Annotated in this window: 23 protein-coding genes; 14 read left to right on the top strand and 9 right to left on the bottom strand. The window is 54.4% G+C overall.

Annotated elements, in window-relative coordinates; genetic code table 11:
• The first annotated feature begins 5 nt into the window (after positions 1-5).
• Positions 6-737 (top strand): phosphoadenosine phosphosulfate reductase, encoded by a 732-nt coding sequence (cysH, locus tag PMPD1_RS17815; RefSeq protein ID WP_173636278.1) that lies wholly within the window; start codon positions 6-8, stop codon positions 735-737.
• Positions 738-1,343: 606 nt separating this feature from the next.
• On the opposite strand, the gene PMPD1_RS17810 is transcribed toward cysH, so the two are convergent.
• Both PMPD1_RS17810 and PMPD1_RS17805 read right to left on the bottom strand, forming a co-directional pair.
• Positions 1,344-1,628, bottom strand: a complete 285-nt coding sequence (locus PMPD1_RS17810) for a YciI family protein (RefSeq protein ID WP_173635293.1) — start codon at positions 1,626-1,628, stop codon at positions 1,344-1,346.
• Positions 1,628-2,668, bottom strand: coding sequence for an aminopeptidase (locus PMPD1_RS17805; RefSeq protein WP_173635292.1), 1,041 nt, complete (start codon positions 2,666-2,668; stop codon positions 1,628-1,630). Before PMPD1_RS17805 ends, PMPD1_RS17810 begins: the two co-directional genes overlap by 1 nt.
• A gap of 254 nt (positions 2,669-2,922) precedes the next feature.
• Between PMPD1_RS17805 and cysG the strand changes: the two genes are divergently transcribed.
• The 5 genes from cysG to PMPD1_RS17780 are packed head-to-tail and all read left to right on the top strand — an operon-like array spanning position 2,923 to position 7,697.
• Entirely contained in the window at positions 2,923-4,338 is a 1,416-nt protein-coding gene (gene cysG / locus PMPD1_RS17800; RefSeq protein WP_173635291.1) for a siroheme synthase CysG, read from the top strand.
• A gap of 9 nt (positions 4,339-4,347) precedes the next feature.
• Positions 4,348-5,256, top strand: a complete 909-nt coding sequence (gene cysD, locus PMPD1_RS17795) for a sulfate adenylyltransferase subunit CysD (RefSeq protein WP_173635290.1) — start codon at positions 4,348-4,350, stop codon at positions 5,254-5,256.
• 12 nt (positions 5,257-5,268) lie between these two features.
• The gene (cysN, locus tag PMPD1_RS17790; protein ID WP_173635289.1) at positions 5,269-6,708 is read left to right on the top strand and encodes a sulfate adenylyltransferase subunit CysN; all 1,440 of its coding nucleotides are present in this window, start codon (positions 5,269-5,271) and stop codon (positions 6,706-6,708) included.
• A gap of 1 nt (position 6,709) precedes the next feature.
• On the top strand, positions 6,710-7,318 hold the full coding sequence (gene cysC, locus PMPD1_RS17785) for an adenylyl-sulfate kinase (protein ID WP_173635288.1): 609 nt from the start codon (positions 6,710-6,712) through the stop codon (positions 7,316-7,318).
• A gap of 58 nt (positions 7,319-7,376) precedes the next feature.
• The gene (locus tag PMPD1_RS17780) at positions 7,377-7,697 is read left to right on the top strand and encodes a DUF3561 family protein (protein WP_173635287.1); all 321 of its coding nucleotides are present in this window, start codon (positions 7,377-7,379) and stop codon (positions 7,695-7,697) included.
• A 104-nt stretch (positions 7,698-7,801) separates the two neighbouring features.
• Here the strand turns inward: PMPD1_RS17780 and PMPD1_RS17775 are convergent, their stop codons facing one another.
• The 3 genes from PMPD1_RS17775 to PMPD1_RS17765 are packed head-to-tail and all read right to left on the bottom strand — an operon-like array spanning position 7,802 to position 10,081.
• Positions 7,802-8,524 carry an amino acid ABC transporter ATP-binding protein gene (locus PMPD1_RS17775; protein ID WP_173636277.1) on the bottom strand — a complete coding sequence of 241 codons (723 nt, stop codon included), beginning with the start codon at positions 8,522-8,524 and terminating at the stop codon, positions 7,802-7,804.
• Positions 8,511-9,275 (bottom strand): amino acid ABC transporter permease, encoded by a 765-nt coding sequence (locus tag PMPD1_RS17770; RefSeq protein ID WP_173635286.1) that lies wholly within the window; start codon positions 9,273-9,275, stop codon positions 8,511-8,513. Before PMPD1_RS17770 ends, PMPD1_RS17775 begins: the two co-directional genes overlap by 14 nt.
• 44 nt (positions 9,276-9,319) lie before the next feature.
• Positions 9,320-10,081, bottom strand: a complete 762-nt coding sequence (locus tag PMPD1_RS17765; protein ID WP_173635285.1) for a basic amino acid ABC transporter substrate-binding protein — start codon at positions 10,079-10,081, stop codon at positions 9,320-9,322.
• A 196-nt stretch (positions 10,082-10,277) separates the two neighbouring features.
• On the opposite strand from PMPD1_RS17765, the gene ftsB reads away from it, so the two are divergent.
• Genes ftsB through truD form a run of 4 tightly spaced genes read left to right on the top strand, consistent with a single transcriptional unit; the run spans position 10,278 to position 12,843 of the window.
• On the top strand, positions 10,278-10,592 hold the full coding sequence (ftsB, locus tag PMPD1_RS17760) for a cell division protein FtsB (protein WP_173635284.1): 315 nt from the start codon (positions 10,278-10,280) through the stop codon (positions 10,590-10,592).
• A gap of 3 nt (positions 10,593-10,595) precedes the next feature.
• The gene (ispD, locus tag PMPD1_RS17755) at positions 10,596-11,315 is read left to right on the top strand and encodes a 2-C-methyl-D-erythritol 4-phosphate cytidylyltransferase (protein ID WP_173635283.1); all 720 of its coding nucleotides are present in this window, start codon (positions 10,596-10,598) and stop codon (positions 11,313-11,315) included.
• A complete protein-coding gene (ispF, locus tag PMPD1_RS17750) occupies positions 11,315-11,794 on the top strand; it encodes a 2-C-methyl-D-erythritol 2,4-cyclodiphosphate synthase (RefSeq protein ID WP_354292678.1) in 480 nt (159 codons plus the stop codon). Before ispD ends, ispF begins: the two co-directional genes overlap by 1 nt.
• A complete protein-coding gene (gene truD, locus PMPD1_RS17745) occupies positions 11,794-12,843 on the top strand; it encodes a tRNA pseudouridine(13) synthase TruD (protein ID WP_173636275.1) in 1,050 nt (349 codons plus the stop codon). The genes ispF and truD overlap by 1 nt, the downstream gene beginning before the upstream one ends.
• Positions 12,844-12,879: 36 nt before the next feature.
• Here truD and fdnI read toward each other — a convergent pair whose 3' ends face one another.
• From fdnI to fdnG, 3 genes are read right to left on the bottom strand one after another with little or no spacing between them, the layout of a single operon-like run.
• Positions 12,880-13,515: a formate dehydrogenase-N subunit gamma gene (gene fdnI, locus PMPD1_RS17740; RefSeq protein ID WP_173635282.1), complete on the bottom strand. Its 636-nt coding sequence runs from the start codon at positions 13,513-13,515 to the stop codon at positions 12,880-12,882.
• Positions 13,508-14,398 carry a formate dehydrogenase subunit beta gene (gene fdxH / locus PMPD1_RS17735; RefSeq protein ID WP_173635281.1) on the bottom strand — a complete coding sequence of 297 codons (891 nt, stop codon included), beginning with the start codon at positions 14,396-14,398 and terminating at the stop codon, positions 13,508-13,510. The genes fdnI and fdxH overlap by 8 nt, the downstream gene beginning before the upstream one ends.
• A 9-nt stretch (positions 14,399-14,407) precedes the next feature.
• Entirely contained in the window at positions 14,408-17,458 is a 3,051-nt protein-coding gene (fdnG, locus tag PMPD1_RS17730) for a formate dehydrogenase-N subunit alpha (RefSeq protein ID WP_173636274.1), read from the bottom strand.
• A gap of 325 nt (positions 17,459-17,783) precedes the next feature.
• Between fdnG and surE the strand changes: the two genes are divergently transcribed.
• The 4 genes from surE to rpoS all read left to right on the top strand — a co-directional run bounded on the left by surE (position 17,784) and on the right by rpoS (position 21,485).
• A complete protein-coding gene (gene surE / locus PMPD1_RS17725; protein WP_173635280.1) occupies positions 17,784-18,545 on the top strand; it encodes a 5'/3'-nucleotidase SurE in 762 nt (253 codons plus the stop codon).
• On the top strand, positions 18,539-19,168 hold the full coding sequence (locus tag PMPD1_RS17720; RefSeq protein WP_173635279.1) for a protein-L-isoaspartate(D-aspartate) O-methyltransferase: 630 nt from the start codon (positions 18,539-18,541) through the stop codon (positions 19,166-19,168). The genes surE and PMPD1_RS17720 overlap by 7 nt, the downstream gene beginning before the upstream one ends.
• A gap of 203 nt (positions 19,169-19,371) precedes the next feature.
• On the top strand, positions 19,372-20,442 hold the full coding sequence (nlpD, locus tag PMPD1_RS17715) for a murein hydrolase activator NlpD (RefSeq protein WP_173635278.1): 1,071 nt from the start codon (positions 19,372-19,374) through the stop codon (positions 20,440-20,442).
• 50 nt (positions 20,443-20,492) lie between these two features.
• The gene (gene rpoS / locus PMPD1_RS17710) at positions 20,493-21,485 is read left to right on the top strand and encodes an RNA polymerase sigma factor RpoS (RefSeq protein ID WP_173635277.1); all 993 of its coding nucleotides are present in this window, start codon (positions 20,493-20,495) and stop codon (positions 21,483-21,485) included.
• 66 nt (positions 21,486-21,551) lie between these two features.
• Here the strand turns inward: rpoS and mutS are convergent, their stop codons facing one another.
• Entirely contained in the window at positions 21,552-24,110 is a 2,559-nt protein-coding gene (mutS, locus tag PMPD1_RS17705; RefSeq protein ID WP_173635276.1) for a DNA mismatch repair protein MutS, read from the bottom strand.
• Positions 24,111-24,176 lie beyond the last annotated feature (66 nt).

The raw sequence follows: 24,176 nt of genomic DNA, 5'->3' as shown, positions 1-24,176 counted from the left end.
GGATGATGTCTGTACTCAATCTCGCTGAACTGAATGCGTTACCTAAAGTCGAGCGTGTCATGGCGCTGGCGGAAATTAATACGCAACTGGAAAAACTCTCCGCCCAGCAGAGGGTGGCGTGGGCGCTGGAACATCTGCCGGGTGAGTTTGTCCTCTCTTCCAGTTTCGGGATTCAGGCGGCGGTGTCATTGCATTTGGTGACACGCCAGCGGCCAGATATTCCGGTTATTTTGACTGATACCGGTTATTTGTTTCCCGAAACCTATCAGTTTATTGATGCGTTGACCGAACAGTTGAACCTGAACCTGAAGGTATTTCGCGCCGAGCACTCTCCCGCCTGGCAAGAGGCACGCTATGGCAAACTGTGGGAGCAGGGCGTAGAAGGCATTGAACGTTATAATCAGCTCAATAAGGTTGAACCGATGAACCGGGCGCTGGAAACGCTGGGCGCGCAGAGTTGGTTCGCCGGACTGCGGCGCGATCAATCCGGTAGCCGCGCTAACTTGCCGGTGCTGGCGGTACAGCGTGGCGTTTTTAAAATTCTGCCGATTATTGATTGGGATAACCGTCAGGTTTACCAATATTTGCAGCAAAATGGTCTCAGCTACCATCCGTTGTGGGATGAGGGGTATCTTTCGGTCGGGGATACGCATACTACCCGGAAGTGGGAGCCGGGAATGGCGGAAGAGGAGACGCGTTTCTTCGGGCTGAAGCGTGAGTGTGGGTTGCATGAGTAGGGGAAACGCTCTAATTCGTTCGCCATTTAGGTGAGAGAAACACCGTTGATTTTCCGGCTTCAATAAGCAAGGGAACGTCAATTTCCATTAAGGTCAACGGCGTTCCGGCCACCGCTCCGCGTCGGACGGGTTAAGGGGAAACGCACCTTTCCCCTTAACAATCCCGCGTGCCGCTGGTCCTCACGCCGCGCGTTGCGCGGTCCCCTCAGGTTTCACTCCGGCCTGCCGGACCGCCCGGGACGTGACGTCCTGTCCCGCCCGGCCTTGTGGCGGCTTCCCTGCCGCCCCATCCTGGCCTTCACTCAACCTTCGGCGCTGCGGATGGCGGACACAGGGTGCTCACCTTAACTCTGGTGCTAAAGCGTGGGTGTTGACCTTCCAGAGGCATTAGCGCCGCTGAGACTGAACCGGTCCGTTGGAAAACGGCGATGGCGAAGGCACCCGCGCAGCGGGCGGTGCGCCTGCCGTAAGCGCGGATTGTTAAGGGCCACGCTTATGGCCCTTAACTCGCTCGCCCTTCAGGCGAGAGAAACGCCGTTGATTTTGCTGCTTTTAGCAAAGCTAGATCAGTGAGACATCACAGAGACAGCCCCGGCAGAGGCAACCCTACCCCTTAACCAACTGGCTAAACGCCTCGCTGGCGCGGGTAATATTCACCTTAGTCACCTCATAATCGGCCACAGCGACAAACGGATCTTCCGCCAAAATCGTATTCAACCGATCGCTTCCAATATCATCGACCAACACAATCCCGCCGGTACGCGGATCTTTTCGACCGGCAGCAATAAACACCCCGGCGGCGAAATAACGATCCAACCATTCGATATGCGGCGCTAACAACGCGTCGACTTCTTCTGTGGGTCGGTGATAACTCAGGCTAACGATATACATTATTTCACCTCCTTCTTACCCGGATTAGCGAGTTCGATAATTAACGGCAGCAGAATACGCACACTATTACGGGCACGCGCAGTAATGCGTCCCGGCAGCCAGTGATCGATCCACAGCAGATTATCATACTCAGTTTGATAGCGGGTGGTGCCGTGGGGAAAATGCGGCGACACGGCGCGTTGCTGTAAACCGTCTTGATTGCCTAACGCCCAGTTGGTGGCGCGCACCAACAGCAGTGGAAAACCTGCTTGTTCAAACGGATTAGCGGGAAAGCCATCGCGCGCATTATCCGGACGGCGGGTGGCTTTGATACCATAACGATGCGCGATAGCCAACGCCCGGTCACGGGTCTGTTTCACGACCGGTGCCGGTGTGGTGCGCCCGCTATCAAAATAGAGACGGTCACCGACAATCAGGCTATCCAGATCGATCACCAATAACACATTTTTCTTTTCCTGCGCCGTCATACGCGCAATATAGTCGCTAGTGCCGCGCTGCCCAATCTCCTCGCCGCTAATCGCCACAAAGCGCAGGCTATAATGGAGCGAAAGTGGTTGAAGCCGTTGGGCCAACTCTAACATGACGCCTAACCCGGACGCGTTATCATCCACGCCCTGCAGCCGCAGCCCGCCGAGGTTTTTCTGATTATCAGCATCGCTTTGCGGTGTCCAGGTATCCAGATGCGCGACGATCACAATCTCTTGAGGCGCTTCGCCGGTTCGCGCCGCAATTGTGGAACGTGCGGTGACATGATGCCAAACCGTTTGCCCGTTACTCTCATGCCAGGCATAACGGGTTTTGAAATCCCGCGTATCGCTGTGGTACCCCATTTGTTCAAACTGCTGCCGCAAGTAATCAGCTGTGAGCATTTCGGCGGGGCTACCGGCCATGCGCCCCGGAAACCAAGTGGCGATATGGCGAATCTGTTCTTCGGCCATCTGGCCGTAGGGGTGAGCGGCGGGAAGCGCCGATGAAGCGATAACCTCGGCAGGCAGTGCGGCTAATATAACCCACGCGGCCGCGCGCAATGTGGAAAGCATACCCATGTCCTTATGCGTCATCCTCTGACGCGTGCACGAAAAAAATTGCGCGGATAGTATGAAATTGTGATGGCGGTTACACAATTTTATTTGTTCCTAAACTGCCGAAATATCATTCGCTAAGCACAAAATGTTCTCAGCTTAGCTGGAGCGTTATTCCATTCGGTAACTACTCATTCCAATTCGTAATTTCATCTCGCTCAGCGCGGGGTCGTATAGTCGCGTTAACTTTTTGTTATTTATATAGGGTCGATGTGAACTATCTCCCTCTTTTTGCCGATCTGAAACAGAAACCGGTGCTGGTGGTCGGCGGCGGCGATGTGGCAGCGCGTAAAATTGAATTACTGCGTCGCGCGGGCGCCCGCGTGCGTATTGCCGCTCGTGAGTTGTGCGATGAGCTTGCGCGCCTGGTCGAAAGTGATGAGGTGACATGGCTGGCGGAGGCCTTTACCGAAACGCAGCTTGAGAGGGTTTTTCTGGTGATCGCCGCTACCGACGATGCCGCGCTGAATGCACGTGTGTTTGATGCCGCCACCCAGCGCTACTTGTTGGTAAATGTGGTGGATGACCAGCCGAAATGTTCATTTATCTTCCCCTCTATTGTTGATCGCTCTCCGCTGGTAGTGGCGATCTCTTCCGGCGGCACCGCCCCGGTACTGGCGCGTTTACTGCGTGAAAAACTGGAAGCGTTACTGCCTGCCAGGCTTGGGCAGATGGCGGAGATCGCCGGACAGTGGCGCGATAAAGTTAAACAGCGTTTCGGCAAAATGTCAGAGCGCCGCCGCTTCTGGGAAACGGCGTTTAATGGTCAGTTTGCCAGCCAGGTCGCAGCCGGCGATGAGTACGGGGCGAAACGCACTCTGGATGCCAGTCTTGATCACCCGCAGCGCGGGCAAGGCGAAATTATTTTAGTCGGTGCCGGGCCGGGCGATAGCGGCTTGTTAACGCTGCGTGGATTACAGGTCATGCAACAGGCCGATGTGGTGCTGTACGACCATTTGGTGAGCGAGGAGATACTGGAATTGGCCCGTCGCGACGCCGACAAAATTTGCGTCGGCAAACGCGCTGGCGCGCATTCCGTCGCACAAGAAGAGACTAATCAACTACTGGTTTCCCTCGCCGCAAAAGGCAAGCGGGTTGTGCGCCTGAAAGGGGGCGATCCGTTTATTTTTGGACGCGGCGGCGAGGAGCTACAGGCCGCCGCTGCCGCCGGTATTCCCTTTCAGGTGGTGCCGGGCGTAACTGCGGCGGCAGGTGCCACCGCCTATGCCGGAATTCCACTCACCCACCGTGATTATGCGCAAAGCGTTCTGTTTATCACCGGCCACTGCCGAACGGACGGCGCGGGGATTGACTGGCCTTCGCTGGCGCGTGCGCGGCAGACGCTGGCTATCTATATGGGCACGGTAAAAGCGGCGGAAATTAGCCGGGAATTGATCGCCCATGGTCGTGGCGCCGATACACCGGTCGCGGTGATTGGGCGTGGTACGCGACAGGATCAGCAGGTACTGACCGGCTCGCTGGCGAATCTCGAACAACTGGCGCTCAGCGCCCCGACGCCAGCATTGCTGGTGATTGGCGAAGTGGTCAATCTGCATGCGCAACTGGCCTGGTTTCAACATTCAGCACAGTCGGCGACTCGCGAGTCTGCCGTTGTGAATTTGGCTTGAGGAAAGGTAATGGATCAAAATCGACTCACTCATCTGCGCCAACTGGAAGCGGAGAGTATTCATATCATCCGTGAGGTGGCAGCGGAATTTGGCAACCCGGTGATGATGTACTCGATCGGGAAAGACTCTTCCGTGATGCTGCACCTGGCGCGTAAAGCCTTCTATCCGGGGACGCTCCCGTTTCCGTTGCTGCATGTTGATACTGGCTGGAAATTTCGTGAAATGTATCAGTTTCGCGACCGGACGGTAAAAGAGATTGGCGCCGAATTACTGGTGCACCGTAACCCGGAAGGGGTGGCGATGGGGATTAACCCCTTTGTGCACGGTAGCGCGAAGCATACCGACATTATGAAAACCGAAGGGTTAAAACAGGCGCTGAATAAGTACGGCTTTGATGCCGCCTTCGGCGGCGCGCGGCGCGATGAGGAGAAATCCCGCGCCAAAGAGCGTATTTACTCGTTCCGTGACCGTTTCCATCGCTGGGATCCGAAAAACCAGCGCCCGGAACTGTGGCACAACTATAACGGCCAAATTAATAAAGGCGAAAGTATCCGCGTATTCCCGCTATCAAACTGGACTGAACTGGATATTTGGCAATACATCTTTTTGGAAAATATTGAGATTGTGCCGTTGTATCTCGCCGCAGAGCGCCCGGTATTGGAGCGCGACGGGATGCTAATGATGGTCGATGACGACCGTATTGATCTACAGCCGGGTGAAGTGATTAAGCCGCGCATGGTGCGTTTCCGTACCTTGGGCTGTTGGCCGTTGACTGGTGCGGTAGAGTCACAAGCCAGCACCTTACCGGCGATTATTGAAGAGATGTTGGTGTCGACCACCAGTGAACGTCAGGGGCGGGTGATAGACCGCGATCAGGCCGGCTCGATGGAGCTGAAGAAACGTCAGGGTTATTTCTAAGGAGCCGCCACGATGAATACCGTTATTGCACAACAAATTGCCGATCAGGGCGGCGTTGAAGCCTGGTTGCACGCGCAGCAACATAAGAGCCTGCTACGTTTCTTAACCTGCGGCAGCGTCGATGATGGCAAAAGTACCTTAATTGGCCGTTTGCTGCATGACACCCGCCAAATATACGAAGATCAGCTCTCTTCGCTGCACAATGACAGCAAACGTCACGGTACGCAGGGTGAGAAACTCGATTTGGCGCTGTTAGTCGATGGCTTGCAGGCCGAACGTGAGCAGGGCATCACCATTGATGTGGCTTATCGCTATTTTTCTACCGAGAAGCGGAAATTCATCATCGCCGATACCCCGGGCCACGAGCAGTATACCCGTAATATGGCAACCGGCGCCTCGACCTGTGATTTGGCGATTTTGCTGATTGATGCGCGTAAAGGCGTGCTTGATCAAACCCGCCGCCACAGCTTTATTTCCACGCTGTTGGGGATCAAGCATCTGGTGGTAGCGATCAATAAAATGGATCTGGTGGAATACCGGCAAGAGATATTTGAGCAGATCAAACAAGATTACCTGGATTTTGCCGAACAACTGCCGAGCGATCTGGATATTCGTTTCGTGCCGTTATCGGCGCTGGAAGGGGAAAATGTTGCTTCGCCAAGCCAGCAGATGAACTGGTATAGCGGCCCGACGCTGCTGGATGTGCTGGAAACCGTGGAAGTAAAGCGCGTGGTGGAACAGCAGCCGATGCGTTTCCCGGTGCAGTACGTTAACCGCCCGAATCTGGATTTCCGTGGGTATGCCGGTACGCTGGCTTCCGGTGTGGTGCGCGTCGGGCAACGGGTTAAAGTACTGCCCTCCGGCGTCGAGTCCAGCATCGCGCGTATTGTGACGTTTGACGGCGACCTGGATGAAGCGGGCGCGGGAGAAGCACTGACGCTGGTGCTGAAAGATGAAATTGATATTAGCCGTGGCGATCTGCTGGTGGCGGCGGAAGAGACGCTGAAGCCGGTGCAGAGCGCGACGGTGAATGTGGTGTGGATGGCGGAACAGCCTTTGCTGGCTGGTCAGAGCTTCGACGTAAAAATCGCCGGTAAGAAGAGCCGCGCGCGCGTCGAAAAAGTTGCGTACCAGGTCGAAATTAACAGCCTGCAGCAGCGTGCGGCGGAAAGCCTGCCGTTAAATGGCATCGGGCTGGTTGAAGTGACTTTTGACGAGCCGATGGTGCTGGATGCCTATCAGCAAAACCCGGTCACCGGCGGGATGATTTTTATCGACAGACTAAGCAATGTGACGGTTGGCGCGGGCATGATCGCGCAGCCGCTGAGCGATACCCAGCCGTTGCCGCAAGGGGATTTCAGCGCCTTTGAACTGGAACTTAATGCCTTGGTGCGTCGTCACTTCCCGCACTGGGGCGCGCGTGACCTTCGCGATCTATTAGGCGGGCAGTGAGATGGCGGCGGAACATGATGAAAACGTCATCTGGCATCCGCATGCGATAAATCGTGATGACCGTGAGCGCCAACACGGTCATCGCGGAGTCGTACTGTGGTTTACCGGGCTTTCGGGCTCCGGGAAGTCTACCGTCGCGGGGGCATTAGAGCAGGCGTTACACCAGCAAGGGGTGAACACCTATTTGCTGGATGGTGACAATGTTCGCCACGGTTTGTGCCGCGATCTGGGTTTTAGCGATGCCGATCGTAAAGAGAATATTCGCCGCGTGGGAGAAGTGGCGAAGCTGATGGTGGATGCCGGTTTAGTGGTGTTAACCGCCTTCATTTCACCGCATCGCGCGGAGCGGCAAATGGTGCGCGAGATGTTGGGGGAAGGGCGTTTTATTGAGGTCTTTGTCGACACGCCGCTCGACATCTGCGAGGCGCGCGATCCGAAAGGATTGTATAAGAAAGCGCGTGCTGGCGAGCTGGCGAACTTTACCGGTATTGATGCGGTTTATGAGGCGCCGACCCGGCCTGAAATTCATCTTGATGGCGAACAATTCGTAACAAAATTGACGGTGCAATTGTTAGACCTGCTGCGTGGGCGCGATATTATCAACTGCTGAGATAGCAGCGGCAAACCGCCGAAGACGCGGGGCCGTAAACCGCGTCAACAGGATACTTATGCAGAATATCACTCCCATGCTGGCACGCAAAAAGGACAGTGACCAGGACGACCACGCCTGGTCTTTTCCCGGCGGCGTCATTGGTTTTGCTTCATACTGGCTCGCGCTGGCGATCCCTTTTCTGCTGTACGGTTCAAATACGCTGTTTTTCTTCCTCTATACGTGGCCTTTCTTTCTCGCGCTGCTGCCGGTTTCGGTGCTGATTGGCATTACCTTCAGTCTGTTGTTGCGCGGTCATTTAGTGTGGACGACGGTTACCACCCTGCTGGTGGTGATTTGCCTGTTCTGGCTGCTGTTCTCGTTTTTGACCGGCTGGTGATGGAGTTGGTCGGACGCGGCGGGTTACGGTAGGGGCACCCTGCCATCCGGTAGCGGTTTCATACACATCACCCCCGCAACCAGACGACAGAGTGCGACCGGGCGTTACAAAACTTTACTTAGAAAGGCGGCGGTACGTGGATTTTGCGGCGCGCTAAACAACTGCTCCGGCGGCCCCATTTCCTGAATGACACCCTGATCGATAAACATCACTCGATCGCTCACTTCGCGTGCGAAAGCCATCTCATGGGTAACAATAATCATCGTCATCCCCTCTTGCGCCAACGTTTTCATCACCGCTAATACTTCACCGACCAGTTCCGGGTCGAGCGCCGAGGTCGGTTCGTCGAACAACATGATCTTCGGCTGCATCGCCAATGCGCGAGCAATGGCGACCCGCTGCTGCTGTCCGCCGGAGAGGCTGTTGGGCCACGCAGTGAGCTTATCGCCCAGCCCGACTTTCTCCAGTAACGCCGTGGCGCGCTCTTGAGCGGCACGCCGCGACAATTTCAGCACCTCCATCGGTGCCATCATCAGGTTCTCCATCACCGTCATATGCGGGAACAGGTTAAAGCGCTGGAACACCATACCGACCGATTCGCGCAATTTATTAATGTTGGTCTTCGGATCTTGCAGCGCGAAACCATTAACCTCGGCCCGGCCTCCTTCAATACTCTCTAACCCATTCAGACAGCGTAAAAAGGTACTTTTGCCGGAACCGGAAGGGCCAATGACGCAAATCACTTCCTGCGGATTAATCTCGCAACTTATTCCGCGCAGAACATGGGTATCGCCAAAGTTTTTCTGCAAATTCTCAACGTGAATCACTTTTGCCAAACCTCTTTTCCAGTAATTGAACCATCAGCGACAGCAGGAAGGTAAACACCCAGTACACCAGGGAAATCACCAGATAGGGTTCCCAATAGGTGGCGTAGGCGCCGGAGACGGTACGCGCCGCGTACGCGAGGTCCGCCAGGCCAATGGCAGAGGCCAGCGAAGAGTCTTTCACGATGGCAATGGCATTATTGCCTAACGGTGGCAGCATACGGCGAAATGCCTGCGGCAAGATCACCTTGCGCATGGTGCGGCCCCACGTCATCCCTAACGAGCGTGACGCTTCCATCTGCCCACGATCGATGGATTGGATGCCGGCACGAAAAATTTCCGAAACGTAGGCGCCGGCATTAAGCGTGATAGCGACGATGCAAGAGAGAAAGGCACCGTAATCCGCGCGTAATGAACGGGCAACGTCGGCAGACATAATGCCGCCGCTGACCAAAATGCCGTCACGCGGGTTAATAAACAGTGGGATCAGTGCGAAATGCACCACCATAATTTGTACAAACAACGGCGTACCGCGAAATGCGCTGATATAGATCCGAACCGGCCACTGTACTGCAAAGCGCAGCACCTGCTTCCATGGGCCATGCGGCGCTTGTGCCAGACGCCCAAGCCCCAGTGTTAAGCCCCAGAGCGTACCGGTAATGACGCAAATAACCGTGCACTTGAGCGTCATAAGCGCGCCGTCGATAAATAACGGCAAATATTCCTGAATGATTTCCCAGCGAAACCCTGACATACAACAATCCTGTGAAAGAGACGCCGCTTGCGGCGGCGCCAAACTTATTGGGCGGGCAGCGTCGGCACGTTGTTATCGAACCAGGTGCGATAGATTTTGGCGTAGGTTCCGTCGGCGACGATCTGCTTCAAACCGGCATTAATCTTATTACGTAATGCGTCGTTCCCTTTTGCCACCGCAATCCCAAAATATTGCCGCTCGAATTTCGCATCCGACACCAGCTTAAATTGTTTCTCTGGGTGGGTTTTGATGTAGTACTTCACCACGCCGACATCACCGACCGCTGCGCCAATACCATCCTCATACAGCTCTTGCAGCATCAGCGGCGTATTATCAAACCGTTTAATTGCCGTGCTGCTTTTCCCTAACTCGTCTGACACCACAATATCGCCGGTGCTGGAGTTGACCACGCCCACTTTTTGGGTCTTCAGCGCGGCAAGAGAGGCGATAGTTGAGGTTGAAGGTACTACGATGGCTTGCTCTGCCGGGAAATACGGCGTGGAGAAATCAACCATTTTCTGGCGCTTATCGGTAATCGTAATGCCGGAAATGATAATGTCGCGATCGCCGGAGTTAAGGGTGGCGAAAATACCTTCCCACGGCGTATTGACCAATTTGACTTCAAAGTTCTCCGCTTTAGCGATGGCTTTGATGATGTCGATATCGAAACCTTCCAGTTGTTTCTGACTATTTTCATATTCAAACGGACGGTAAGTACCGCCTGAACCGACAATATAGGTTTCTGCCTGCACGCTCGCGGCAAACAGCGATAACGCCGCAGTCAGTAGTGCGATTCCTCTCAACATACTCTCTCCCGGTGAAGTGGTGTTTTCTTGATTTATGCATTTTAAGTGCATAAAAATACATTTTGAGGCGGTGGCTGGCAAGTTTTGTTTATGGTTGTTTTGCGTCAGCTTACAAGTCTGACGGTTCAATTTCGTTTGTAGAGTGGAGTCGAGCGGAAAGTTATGGGATGATTGAGCCGTTTTTCAGGGGGCGGGGATGGGAAAACTGACTCTGCTGTTACTTGCGCTATTGGGCTGGCTGCAATATTCGCTCTGGCTCGGCAAGAACGGCATTCACGATTATACGCGCGTCAGTGATGACGTTGCGGTACAGCAGGCGAATAACGCCAAGCTAAAAGCGCGTAACGATCGGTTGTTTGCCGAAATCGATGATTTGAATGGCGGTTCGGAAGCGATCGAGGAGCGCGCACGTAACGAGCTGGGGATGATTAAACCCGGCGAGACTTTCTATCGCCTGGTGCCAGATCAAAACAAACGAAATGCGCAGCAGGCACCTAACCAACAACGATAAAGCATGAGCAACAGCGCAGGTTCCTTTCCTGACATTATCGCCGTGGTACCCGCGGCGGGTATCGGCAGCCGTATGCTGTCGGAGTGTCCCAAGCAGTATCTCAAAATCGGTCAACAGACTCTCCTTGAACACAGTGTCGCGCGCCTGTTCGCGCATCCCGCTATTTCTCGCGTCATTGTGGCGTTAAGTCCGGACGATACGCAGTTTCAGCAGCTTCCTTTGGCGCAAGATGCGCGCGTAACCGCGGTGATTGGTGGGAAACTTCGCGCTGATTCGGTATTAGCCGGGTTGAAGGCGGCGCGGCAAGCGGAGTGGGTATTGGTCCATGATGCGGCGCGCCCCTGCCTTGACGCGGGTGATCTGGCGAAGCTGTTGGCGTTAACCCACACTAGTCGGGTTGGCGGCATCCTTGCCGCGCCAGTGCGCGATACCATGAAACGCGGCGAGCCGGGCAAACCGGCAATTGCGCACACCGTTGAGCGCGAAGACCTCTGGCACGCTCTCACACCACAGCTTTTCCCGCTGGAACTACTGCACGATTGTTTACATCGCGCATTGGCTGAAGGCGCCAACATTACCGATGAGGCGTCAGCGTTGGAATATTGCGGCTATCATCCACAATTGGTTGCCGGTCGCAGCGATAATATCAAGGTAACCCGCCCGGAAGATTTAGCCCTGGCGGCCTTTTATCTGACCCAATTAACCGGTAAGGAGAGCGCATAATGCGTATTGGTCACGGTTTTGATGTACACGCATTTGGCGGAGAAGGCCCGCTGGTGATTGGCGGCGTGCGCATTCCTTATGATCAAGGCTTTATCGCCCACTCGGATGGCGATGTTGCGTTACATGCGTTAACCGATGCGCTACTCGGCGCGGCGGCGCTCGGCGATATTGGTAAACTTTTTCCGGATACCGACCCGGCGTATAAAGGCGCAGACAGCCGGGGTTTGTTGCGCGAAGCCTGGCGGCGTATTCAGGCTAAAGGTTATCGCCTGGGTAACGTTGATGTCACGATTATTGCTCAGGCGCCTAAAATGCTGCCGCATGTGCCACAGATGCGGGTCAATATTGCCGAAGATCTTGGTTGTCATATGGATGAGGTCAATGTGAAGGCCACCACTACCGAGAAATTGGGCTTTACCGGGCGTGGCGAAGGGATTGCTTGCGAGGCGGTGGCGCTAATTTTTAAGGCAGACGTATGATGGATATGGCAAACCTGGAGTGGCTATACGGTAAACCTGCCGCCACCGGCAAGCTGAAGGCCAATCCGGAAGACTTTGTGGTGGTCGAAGATCTGGGATACGCGGCCGATGGCGAAGGTGAGCACCTGCTGGTACGGTTGCGTAAAAATGGCTGCAATACGCGTTTTGTTGCCGATGCGTTGGCGAAATTTGCCGGAATTCATGCCCGTGAAGTGAGCTTTGCTGGCATGAAAGATCGCCATGCGGTCACTGAACAAACGTTTTGTTTGCGTTTGGCGGGTAAAGACGCGCCTGATTTTTCCGCCTTCGCGCTGGAAGGCTGTGAAGTGTTGGAGACGGCGCGGCACCGGCGAAAGCTGCGAACCGGGGCGTTAGCGGGGAATGCGTTCAAGCTGATTTTGCGCCAAATTGATGACCGCGCCGAGGTTGAACATCGGCTGGAGAAAATCAGTCACGGCGGTGTACCAAACTATTTTGGCGAGCAGCGTTTTGGTCGTGGCGGCAATAACCTCATCCAGGCCCAACGTTGGGCGAATAATGAGATTACTGTGCGTGAGCGTAGCAAACGCAGTTTCTTACTCTCCGCCGCGCGTAGCGCTCTGTTTAACCAAGTGGTAAGCGATCGTCTGGCGCAGCCAGACGGACTGATGCAAGTGCGGGTGGGCGATGCTTTGCAGTTGACCGGGCGCGGCAGTTGGTTTGTTGCCGACCAGGCCGAACGAGAGGCATTACAACAGCGGGTGGAACAACATGAGTTGCGCATTACCGCACCGCTACCGGGACGGGGTGAGTGGGGCAGTCGCGACCAGGCGTTGTGCTTTGAACAACAGGCTTTAGCGTCCGAAGCCGACTTGATTGCGCTGCTGGAACGGGAGCGCGTCGATGCGGCGCGGCGCGCGATGTTAGTGGTGCCGCGCGATTTGCACTGGAACTGGTGGGATGATGTGACGCTGGAGCTGTCATTCTGGCTACCCGCCGGGAGTTTCGCCACCAGCCTGGTGCGTGAATTGCTCCAGACCGATAGCGATGCGCAGCAGATTGACGAATAGTTAAGCGCACTCCGCCCGGCGGAGTGCGATCGACGGCTACTTAGTCTGTTTTGACATCAGCTTACGATACCAGCGCGGATGGTGCTTTTGCGCCCATTTCTGGCTTACCCTTCCTTCCACCATGCCGCGAATCGAGCCTTTCACCCAGAACGCCATATACATATGGATTAAAATCGCATGAATGAGCACGATGGCGGCGGTGGCATGAATCAGCAGGCAAAGGCGGATTAAAGGGATAGGAAACCAGTGGGCAAATAGCGGACGCCAAATAATGATGCCACTGACTAACAACACCAAAATCAGCGACATGATCGACCAAAACATCATTTTCTGACCGGCGTTATATTTCCCCACCTCGGCAACATGGTGTTCATTGCCCTTCAAAACTTCAATGATATTTTTGATCCATGGCAGATCTTCCCGCTCCGGGATGTTGTGTTTCACAAAGCGGAAGAACATAAACACCAACAGACAAAAAATCAGTACGCCAAACACCGGGTGCAAAATACGCCCCATTTGTGGCGTTCCAAACGTTTCGGTAAGCCATTGCAATGTGGGAAAGAACATTGCAATGCCGGATAGCGCGACCAGAAAAAAGCTGATCACCACGCACCAGTGGCAGGCACGGTCGATGAAGCGGGTGCGTAAAATTTCAGCCTGCGGTTTATTCATGAATATCGTCCTCAGTTTTTTCTAATTCCTCGGTATTGGGGCCAATACCCACGTAGTGGAAAATCAGGCTGGCAAAGGTGGCGATAAAGCCCAAGGCCGCGACCGGTTTGAGAATGCCTTTCCACAAATTAATCGGCGTTGAAATTGCCGGATCTTGCGGCAAACCGTGATAGAGCGTGGGTTTATCGGCGTGGTGAAGCACATACATCACATGTGTGCCGCCGACGCCTTGCGGATCGTACAGCCCGGCGTGGCTAAAACCGCGCGCTTTCAGATCGGTAATTCGCTCTTCAGCCAGCGCCAGCATCTCCTGCTTACTGCCGAAATGTAGCGCGCCGGTTGGGCAGGTTTTAACGCACGCCGGTTCCTGACCCACATTCACTCGGTCAACGCAAAGCGTGCATTTGTACGCCCGGTTATCCTGCGGGTTCAGGCGTGGGATATTGAATGGGCAGCCCGCAATGCAGTAACCGCAGCCAATGCAGTGCTCGGACTGAAAATCAACAATACCGTTTTGGTACTGGATGATAGCGCCAGCGGATGGACAGGCTTTGAGGCAGCCCGGATCGCTACAGTGCATACAGCCATCCTTACGGATCAGCCACTCCAGCTTATTTTGCGCACTTTTTACTTCGCTAAAACGCATCACCGTCCAGGCCTTGGCGCTAAGATCGGTCGGGTTATCGTAAACTCCGATGTTGTGCCCGACCTCGGCGCGGATGTCGTTCCATTCGGAACAGGCGACCTGGCAGCCTTTACAGCCGATGCAGGTTGAAACATCGATCAGTTTCGCCACTTCCAGTTTATGGTCACGAGCCCGTGGCGGCGGTGTAAAACCGTTGGTGGCCGAGCGTTTAATAATATCTTGAGATTGCATAGACATAATGGTCCCTTACACCTTTTCCACATTCACCAGAAACGCCTTATATTCCGGCGTTTGCGAGTTGGCTTCCCCAATACTGTGTGTCAGCGTATTGGCGAGGAAGCCTTTGTGCGTTGCGCCCTTAAAACCCCAATGGCATGGGATGCCGATGGTTTCGACCTGCTTACCGTTAATGGTGAGCGGCTGCAAACGCGCGGTGACCACCGCTCTGGCTTTGATATAGCCCCGGCCCGAGGAGACCTTGATCATATCGCCGGCCTGAATGGTTTTGGCTTGCGCTAATTGTTCACTGATTTCAACGAATTGCTCCGGTTGAGCAATCGCATTCAGCAAGGCGTGCTTAGTCCAGTGGCGGAATAACTCGGTGATGGAATAGGTGGTGGCGACATAGGGAAACTCGCGGGCGCTGCCCAGCGCTTTTTTGTCACGGGCAAAAACGCGGACTACCGGGCTAGAAACGACCGCCGGGTGCAGTGGATTAGTGCCAATAGGTGACTCCATCGGCTCATAATGTTCCGGAAAAGGGCCATCAACCATTTTGTTCAGCGAGAACAGATGTCCGACGCCATCCGGTAACATAATGAACGGCGAAACCTGTTGTTCCGGCGCGCTGTTGACCGGGAAATCCGGGACGTCCAAACCCTGCCAGGCGGAACCATTCCACTCAATCAGTTTGCGCTGCGGATCCCAGGCTTTGCCTTGCGGATCGGCAGAGGCGCGGTTATAGAGGATGCGCCGATTAGCGGGCCATGCCCATGCCCAGCCGGAGACGGCGCCCAGCCCGGAAGGGTCGGCATTGTCGCGTAACGCCATCTGATTACCTTGCTCAGTCCAGCTACCGGCATAAATCCAGCAGAAGCTGGCAGTACTACCGTCATCGCGTAACTGCGCAAAGCTGCTGAGTTGCTGGCCTTTTTTCAGCACCAGGTTGCCTTGCTCATCATGGAGATCCTGCAAGGCGTAGCCATTCGATTCGCGGGCGACCTCTTCCGGCAGCGGATCGGCGGGATCGAGATAGGGCCAGTGAGTGTTCAACAGTGGTTCTGGCGTCGCGCCGCCTTCTTGTTGATAAAGCTGGCGTAAACGCACAAACAAGCGACCAAGAATTTTTGAATCATGCAAAGCTTCGCCCGGCGGATTAGCCGCCGCCTGGTGCCACTGTAGCCAACGTGAAGAGTTAGCGATCGAACCATTCTCTTCGGCGAAGCAGGAAGAGGGAAGACGGAAGACCTCGGTTTGAATTTCGGCGCTGTTAACGTCGTTGAACTCGCCTTCGTTTTGCCAGAAACAGGCGCTTTCGGTCGCCAACGGATCGATGACCACCATATATTTCAGGCTGGAGAAGGCGCGCGACGCTTTGTTTTTGTCAGGGAAAGCGGCCAGCGGGTTAAACCCCTGGACAATATAGCCGTTCATCTTGCCATCCAGCATGAGCTCGGCTTGCGTGGTCACGTCGTAGCTCTTATCCCACTTCGGCAACCAATCGTAACCCCAGTGGTTATCGACCGTCGCGTTGTCGCCGTACAAACTCTTCATCAGGCTAATAAAGAATTTCGGCGTATTTTGCCAATAATTCACTTCGCCCGCGCGCAGAGTCGTCGGCGTCACGGCTTTGAGATAACTGGCCAGAGAGGTTTGTTTTTCAGAGGGCAGCGGCATATAACCCGGTAAGCTCTGTGAGAGCAAACCCAAGTCGGTATAACCTTGCACATTGGAGTGGCCGCGTAGGGCGTTGATGCCGCCGCCGGGCATCCCGATATTGCCTAATAGCAACTGGATAATCGCCGCGCCGCGGATAATCTGCCCGCCAATGGTGTGGTGCGTCCAGCCAAGCGCATACAGAAAACTGGTGGTTTTATTTTGTGCGCTGGTGGTCGCCAGCATTTCACAGACTGTCAAAAAGTCGCTTTGTGGGGTACCACAGATATTTTCCACGCATTCCGGCGTGTAACGGGCGACATGCTGTTTCAGCAGATTCCATACGCAGCGTGGGTGCGCCAGTGTTTCATCACGGCGGGCATAGCCTTGCTCATCGAATTCATATTGCCAACTGGCGGTGTCATAAGCGCCGGTGGTGTGATCAAAGCCGCTGAACAGACCTTCATGAAAGTCATACTTTTCATTAATGATCAGCGCGGCGTTGGTATACGCTTTCACATAGGCGTGCTGAATGGCATCTTTTTCAATCAGATAACGCACCACACCTAACAAAAACGCGGCATCGCTGCCGGGGCGAATCGGCGCGTAGTGATCGGCCACCGCCGCCGAGCGATTAAAACGCGGATCGACCACGATCAGCCGGGCATTCCGCTGTTTTTTGGCTTCAATAACCCACTTAAACCCGACCGGATGGGCTTCCGCCGCATTGCCGCCCATGATGATTATCACATCGGCATTTTTAATATCGACCCAGTTATTGGTCATCGCGCCACGACCAAAACTGGGGGCGAGCGCGGCGACAGTTGGGCCATGGCACAGGCGCGCCTGGTTATCAACCGCCAACATACCCAGCGAACGGCTGAACTTGTAATCCAGTAGCCCGGTTTCGTTACTGGCGGCGGAGGAGCACAGCATGCCGGTCGTGGTCCAACGGTTTACTATCGTGCCTTGCTGATTTTTATGCTGAAAATTGGCATCACGGTCAGCTTTCATCAGCCGGGCGATGCGTTCGATGGCTTCATCCCAACTAATGCGCTGCCATTTATCGGAGCCAGGCGCGCGGTATTGCGGGTAGTGGAGGCGATTTTTGCTGTGAATATAGTCCAACAGCCCGGCGCCTTTCGGGCACAGTGAACCCCGGCTGACCGGATGGTCCGGATCGCCCTCGACGTGAAAAATAGTGTCGCTGGCGTTTTTCGCGCCATCACCCATGCTGTAAAGCAGTACGCCGCAGCCGACCGCGCAGTAGGTACAGTTGTTACGTGTTTCTTTCGCTTTAATTAATTTATAGCTGCGGGTCTCGGCTAAGGCGTAGCCGGGGGCAAAACCTAGCGCGGCCAGGGTGGTTCCCGCCATTCCTCCCGCGCAAATTTTAAAAAAACCTCTTCGATTGGTCTTGATCATGCTCATTGCTCACCCGTCATTGTCCTTTTTATGTGGGGTGACCTTAGCAAGTTGGCAGAACGGACTGTTGCGTTAGATCAATGTGAGAAAAATTTGTTATTTTTTAATGAAATGGCACCCTTTTGCGTACCAACTAAGGAGTAATCTACCTGCCTCTGGCGAGGGGGGCGAGTGGGTAAACGGCAGGATTGACGGATGAGGATGATTTAGCGCAGCCTGGATTGTATAGTACTATTTTCCCCACAGGTTTAGTGTGGCGTGGAATTCACGCGCAAGCTGAAGGAATGCTTCACTTTTTCATAAGAATGCCATTAAAAATCCGATGAGAATATTGTTAAGTAATGATGATGGAATTCAGGCGCCGGGTATTCAGGTGCTGGCAACTGCGTTGCGCGAATTTGCCGAGGTGCAGGTGGTGGCGCCCGATCGCAATCGTAGCGGCGCATCGAATTCACTGACGCTGGAAACACCGCTGCGTACCTTTACCTGGCCGAACGGGGATATTGCGGTACAAATGGGCACGCCAACCGATTGTGTCTATCTCGGCGTCAATGCATTGATGCGCCCTAAGCCGGATATTGTGGTTTCCGGGATTAATGCCGGGCCTAATTTAGGCGATGATGTGATCTACTCCGGCACCGTTGCCGCCGCGATGGAAGGGCGACATTTAGGTTTACCGGCGTTGGCGGTTTCGCTTGACGGTCATCAACATTATGCAACCGCGGCGGCGGTAACCTGTGCGCTGCTCCGCGCCCTGGAGCGTGAGCCGTTGCGAACCGGGCGGATTTTGAATATTAATGTTCCCGATCTGCCGCTGGAAGAGATCAAGGGCATCCGGGTGACCCGTTGCGGTAGTCGTCATCCTTCCGATCAGGTTATTCCGCAGCAGGATCCGCGCGGTAATACTCTGTATTGGATAGGGCCACCGGGCGATAAGTTGGATGCCGGTCCTGATACCGATTTCTCCGCCGTTGATGAGGGCTATGTTTCCGTCACCGCGCTGCATGTGGATTTAACCGCGCATGGCGCGCAAGACGTGGTCGCCAGTTGGTTAGCCAAAACCGAGGTGAATAAGGAATGGTAAGCAGCAAACGCATCGATACGTTGCTAACTCAACTGCGTCAGCAGGGTATTGACGATGAGCGGTTGCTTAACGCCATCGGCGAGGTGCCGCGTGAGCGTTTCGTTGATGAGGCGTTTGAACATAAAGCCTGGGAGAATGTGGCGCTGCCAATTGGCTCCGGGCAAACCATTTCACAGCCGTATATGGTGGCGAAAATGACGTCACTGCTGGAGTTGACGCCTACCTCACGCGTGCTGGAGATTGGCACCGGTTCGGGCTATCAAACCGCCATTTTGGCGCATTTGGTGGAACATGTTTGCTCGGTTGAGCGTATCAAAGGGCTGCAATGGCAAGCCAAGCGGCGGCTGAAACAGTTGGACCTGCATAATGTCTCAACGCGCCATGGCGATGGCTGGCAAGGCTGGCCTTCACGCGGGCCATTTGATGCGATTATCGTTACTGCCGCGCCGCCGGAAATCCCAACCGAACTGATGTCGCAATTAGATGAAGGGGGCATTATGGTGCTACCGGTAGGGGAAGATCATCAGGTGTTAAAACGCATTCGACGTAAGGGCGGTGAGTTCGTGGTGGATACCGTGGAGCCGGTGCGCTTCGTGCCTTTAGTCAGGGGCGATTTGGCATAAAGCAGGCAGGGGAGTCCATGTATCTCGTGCCTGGCGTATCACGGATATATACAACTGACTAATGGCACCGATGTTAGGTTGTTGTTAGTATCAGCTATTCTCATCTACCAGTGGTAGATAGCGGGCAGACAGCGCGCGTTGCGAGAGCGATGCCCGGTTGTAAAAAACACAGCACGTCATAGCGTTGCCATCACGGGGGATAAATGAGCACGGGAAGCCTGGTTTTTAAATTCAGCCGCATTGCTGCGGTTTCACTGATTGGTTTTTGGTTGGCTGGCTGTTCTTCGGACAATAATACACGCGCGCCGATCAGCTCCGTTGGCGATAATTCAGGTATGGGTAGCCAAAGCGGCGGTGGAATGCTGAGCGGCACCGCGCCCGCGCAACCGGTTATTTCTTCTAACAATGCTTCCACATCCAGCCCGGTAGCAACCTCGCCGGATGGTCATATTGTTTATAATCGCAGTTATCAGAATATTCCGAAAGGTAGCTATGGCGGCGGTGACACCTACACGGTAAAACGCGGTGATACGCTGTTCTATATTGCGTGGATTACCGGTAACGATTTCCGCGATCTGGCTCAACGCAATAACATCCCGGCGCCATATGGCCTCAACGTTGGCCAGACTTTGCAGGTAGGTAATGGCGCTGGCGCACCCATAACCGGCGGTAATGCCATTACAGTGGCGGATGCAACGCAAGGAGGCGTACCCACGCCACCGAATGCGGCGCAAATTAAACCAACGGCGGTTGCACAGCAACCTGTTATTACGTATTCTGAAGATTCAGGTAAATCAAATGAAGGCAAGATGTTGCCTTCGTCGGGTACAACTGTTGCAACGACAACAGCCCCGGTTACCGCACCGCCGACGGTTAGCAGCACCACTAACAGTACCACTCCGGTTGGAAGTTGGCGCTGGCCTACCGACGGTAAGATTATCGATAACTTCTCCGCCGCTGAGGGGGGAAATAAAGGGATCGATATCGCTGGTTCGCGCGGTCAGTCTGTGGTTGCCACTGCCTCAGGGCGAGTGGTGTACGCAGGGAACGCGCTACGCGGATACGGTAATTTAATTATCATCAAACATAATGATGATTACCTGAGTGCCTACGCCCATAACGATACGATGCTGGTCCGGGAACAACAAGAAGTTAAGGCGGGGCAGAAAATCGCTACTATGGGTAGCACCGGAACCAGTTCAGTTAGATTGCATTTTGAAATTCGTTACAAGGGGAAATCCGTAAACCCGCTGCGTTATTTACCGCAGCGATAAACCGGCAGAACCCTGGTGTTCTGCCCTGGGATCACGGGTAGGAGCCGCTTATGAGCCAGAATACGCTGAAAGTTAACGAGTTACATGAAGATGCGGAATTCGACGAGAACGGAGCTGAGATTTTTGACGAGAAGGCTCTCGTTGAGAATGAACCTAGTGATAACGAGTTAGCAGAAGAAGAGTTGTTGTCACAGGGTGCGACGCAGCGCGTTTTGGATGCGACGCAGCTCTACCTCGGAGAGATTGGTTATTCTCCATTGTTAACGGCTGAGGAAGAAGTGTTCTTTGCTCGCCGTGCATTGCGAGGTGACGTTCCTTCACGTCGCCGCATGATCGAAAGTAACTTACGACTGGTGGTGAAGATTGCTCGTCGTTATAGCAATCGAGGTTTAGCGTTGCTGGACCTGATTGAAGAGGGCAACCTTGGCTTGATTCGTGCGGTTGAAAAATTTGACCCGGAAAGAGGGTTCCGTTTTTCAACGTATGCCACTTGGTGGATTCGTCAGACTATTGAACGGGCAATCATGAACCAAACCCGTACTATTCGTCTGCCAATCCATATTGTTAAAGAGTTGAATGTTTATCTGCGTACCGCGCGTGAACTCTCGCACAAGCTTGATCATGAGCCGAGTGCGGAAGAGATTGCGGAGCAACTGGATAAACCTGTTGATGATGTTAGCCGTATGCTGCGTCTCAACGAACGCATTACTTCAGTCGACACACCGTTAGGTGGAGACTCTGAAAAAGCGCTGCTGGATATTCTGGCCGATGAAAAAGACAACGGTCCGGAAGACACCACGCAAGATGATGATATGAAACAAAGCATCGTCAAATGGTTGTTCGAACTGAACGCCAAGCAGCGTGAAGTTCTGGCGCGTCGTTTCGGTCTGTTAGGCTATGAAGCGGCAACACTGGAAGATGTGGGTCGTGAAATTGGCCTGACTCGTGAACGTGTTCGTCAGATTCAGGTTGAAGGTCTGCGTCGTCTGCGTGAAATCTTGCAGACACAAGGGCTAAATATTGAAGCGCTATTTCGCGAGTAACATAGCGTTAAATTTGAGAAGTTAATGCGAAAGCGGTGGTTTTAAACCACCGCTTTTTTATTGCCGTTACACCAGTGCTTTCAGGCGATAAATCCACTCTAGCGCCTGGCGAGGAGAAAGCGAATCCGGATCAAGTGCTTCCAGCGCTTCTACCGCGGGCGATGTCTCTTCAACTAACAGCGGTAACTGTGGGCCATCGACCGTTGAGGAGGCCGCGCTGCCGGACAACGTTTCCAGCTCTTTCAGTTTTTGCCGCGCGCGCTTAATCACCTCTTTTGGCACGCCCGCCAATGCCGCGACCGCTAAACCGTAGCTTTTACTGGCCGCGCCCTCCTGAACGCTATGCATAAAGGCGATGGTATCGCCGTGTTCAACCGCATCAAGATGCACATTCGCCACGCCTTCCATTTTCTCCGGCAGGGTAGTGAGCTCGAAATAATGGGTTGCGAACAGCGTTAGCGCTTTAATACGGTTTGCCAGGCTTTCGGCGCAGGCCCAAGCCAGCGACAAACCGTCATAGGTGGAGGTGCCGCGCCCGATTTCATCCATTAATACCAAACTGTACTCGGTGGCATTATGGAGAATGTTGGCGGTTTCGGTCATTTCCACCATAAAAGTGGAACGGCCTGAAGCCAGATCATCCGCTGCGCCGACGCGCGTGAAAATACGGTCGATAGGGCCAATGATGGCCTGCTCAGCCGGTACAAAACTGCCGATATAGGCCAGCAGGGCGATCAGCGCGGTTTGCCGCATATAGGTGCTTTTACCGCCCATGTTCGGGCCGGTAATCACCAACATACGACGTTGGGGCGACAGCGTAAGCGGATTGGCGATAAAGGGGTCTTTCAGCACCTGTTCAACTACCGGGTGCCGTGCGCCAACCAGTTTGATTCCGGGCTTATCCGTCAACGTCGGGCACGTATAGTTGAGCGCCCAGGCACGTTCCGCCAGATTGCTCAGCACATCTAACTCTGCCAACGCCGAGGCGCTAAGTTGTAAAGCCTCCAGGTGCGGCAACAGGAGATCGAACAGCTCTTCGTAGAGGCCTTTTTCCAGCGCTAATGCCTTACCTTTTGAGGTTAAGACCTTATCCTCATACTCCTTTAGTTCCGGAATAATGTAGCGTTCGGCATTTTTCAGCGTCTGACGGCGCACGTAATGGATCGGCACCAGATGACTTTGCCCACGGCTAACCTGAATATAGTAGCCGTGTACGCCATTGAAGCCGACTTTGAGCGTATCCAGCCCCAGTTTTTCACGTTCGCGTACTTCCAGACGGTCAAGGTAATCGCTAGCGCCGTCAGCCAATGCGCGCCACTCATCCAGTTCGGCATTATAACCAGCGGCGATGACGCCGCCATCGCGCACCAGAACCGGCGGCGACTCGATAATTGCGCGCTCCAGCAGGGCGCGTAATTCGTCAAACTGCCCGATCTGCTGGCGCAACGTTTGAAGGTGCGGCACTGCAACCGACGCAAGTTGTTGATTGATTTCCGGTAACTGTTGGAAAGCGTGACGCATACGCGCCAGATCGCGTGGACGTGCGGTGCGTAAGGCGAGGCGCGCCAGAATACGCTCCAGATCGCCAACCTGGCGTAACACCGGCTGTAACGTGTCACTCATCTCTTGCAATGCGGTGATGCTTTGCTGACGGTGTTGAATCATTTTCCCGTCACGTATCGGCATATGCAGCCAGCGCTTTAGCATGCGGCTGCCCATCGGCGTTACGGTTTTATCCAGCACCGAGGCGAGGGTGTTTTCTATGCCGCCGGCGAGATTTTGCGTAATCTCCAGGTTACGCCGCGTTGCGGCATCCATAATAATGCCGTCTTGCTGACGCTCCATGGTAACCGAGCGAATGTGCGGCAAAGAGGTACGCTGCGTATCTTTGGCATACTGCAATAAGCAGCCTGCGGCTCGCAGTGCCTGATGCGCATTCTCTACACCAAAACCACTAAGGTCGCGGGTGCCAAACTGGAGGTTGAGCTGCTGGCGGGCAGTGTCCGGCTCAAATTCCCACAGCGGCCGCCGCCGCATACCGCGCCGGTTTTCCACTAACTCCATCGCGGCGAAATCTTCCGGATAAAGCAATTCGGCAGGGTTGGTGCGTTGTAGCTCCGCCGCCATGGTTTCCCGGTCGGCGGGCTCAGAAAGGCGAAAACGCCCGGAACTGATATCCAGCGTGGCGTAGCCAAAACCGCGCGGACCTTGCCAAATCGCGGCGAGCAAATTGTCCTGCCGCTCCTGCAGTAAGGCCTCATCGCTGATGGTGCCTGGCGTGACGATACGCACCACTTTGCGTTCTACCGGCCCTTTGCTTAATGCCGGATCGCCAATTTGCTCGCAAATTGCGACCGATTCGCCCAGTTGCACCAGCTTCGCCAGATAGTTTTCCACCGCGTGATACGGCACGCCAGCCATCGGAATGGGTTCGCCAGCCGAAGCGCCGCGTTTGGTTAAGGAGATTTCCAGCAACTGCGATGCGCGTTTGGCATCGTCATAAAACAGTTCGTAAAAATCCCCCATCCGATAAAACAGCAGAATTTCGGGGTGCTCAGCCTTCAGGCGGAGGTACTGCTGCATCATCGGCGTATGCGCCGATAAATTTTCTGTGCCACCGCTCATGTTACCGGCTCCAGTCCATTGAATTTAAACGTCATTGTGGATTTTTTAATTGTCATCAAGTACCAC

This window comes from Paramixta manurensis (assembly GCF_013285385.1).
GTDB lineage: Bacteria > Pseudomonadota > Gammaproteobacteria > Enterobacterales > Enterobacteriaceae > Paramixta > Paramixta manurensis.
Note: the sequence above shows the minus strand (reverse complement) of the source record. Positions and strands in the feature narration are given on the sequence as shown.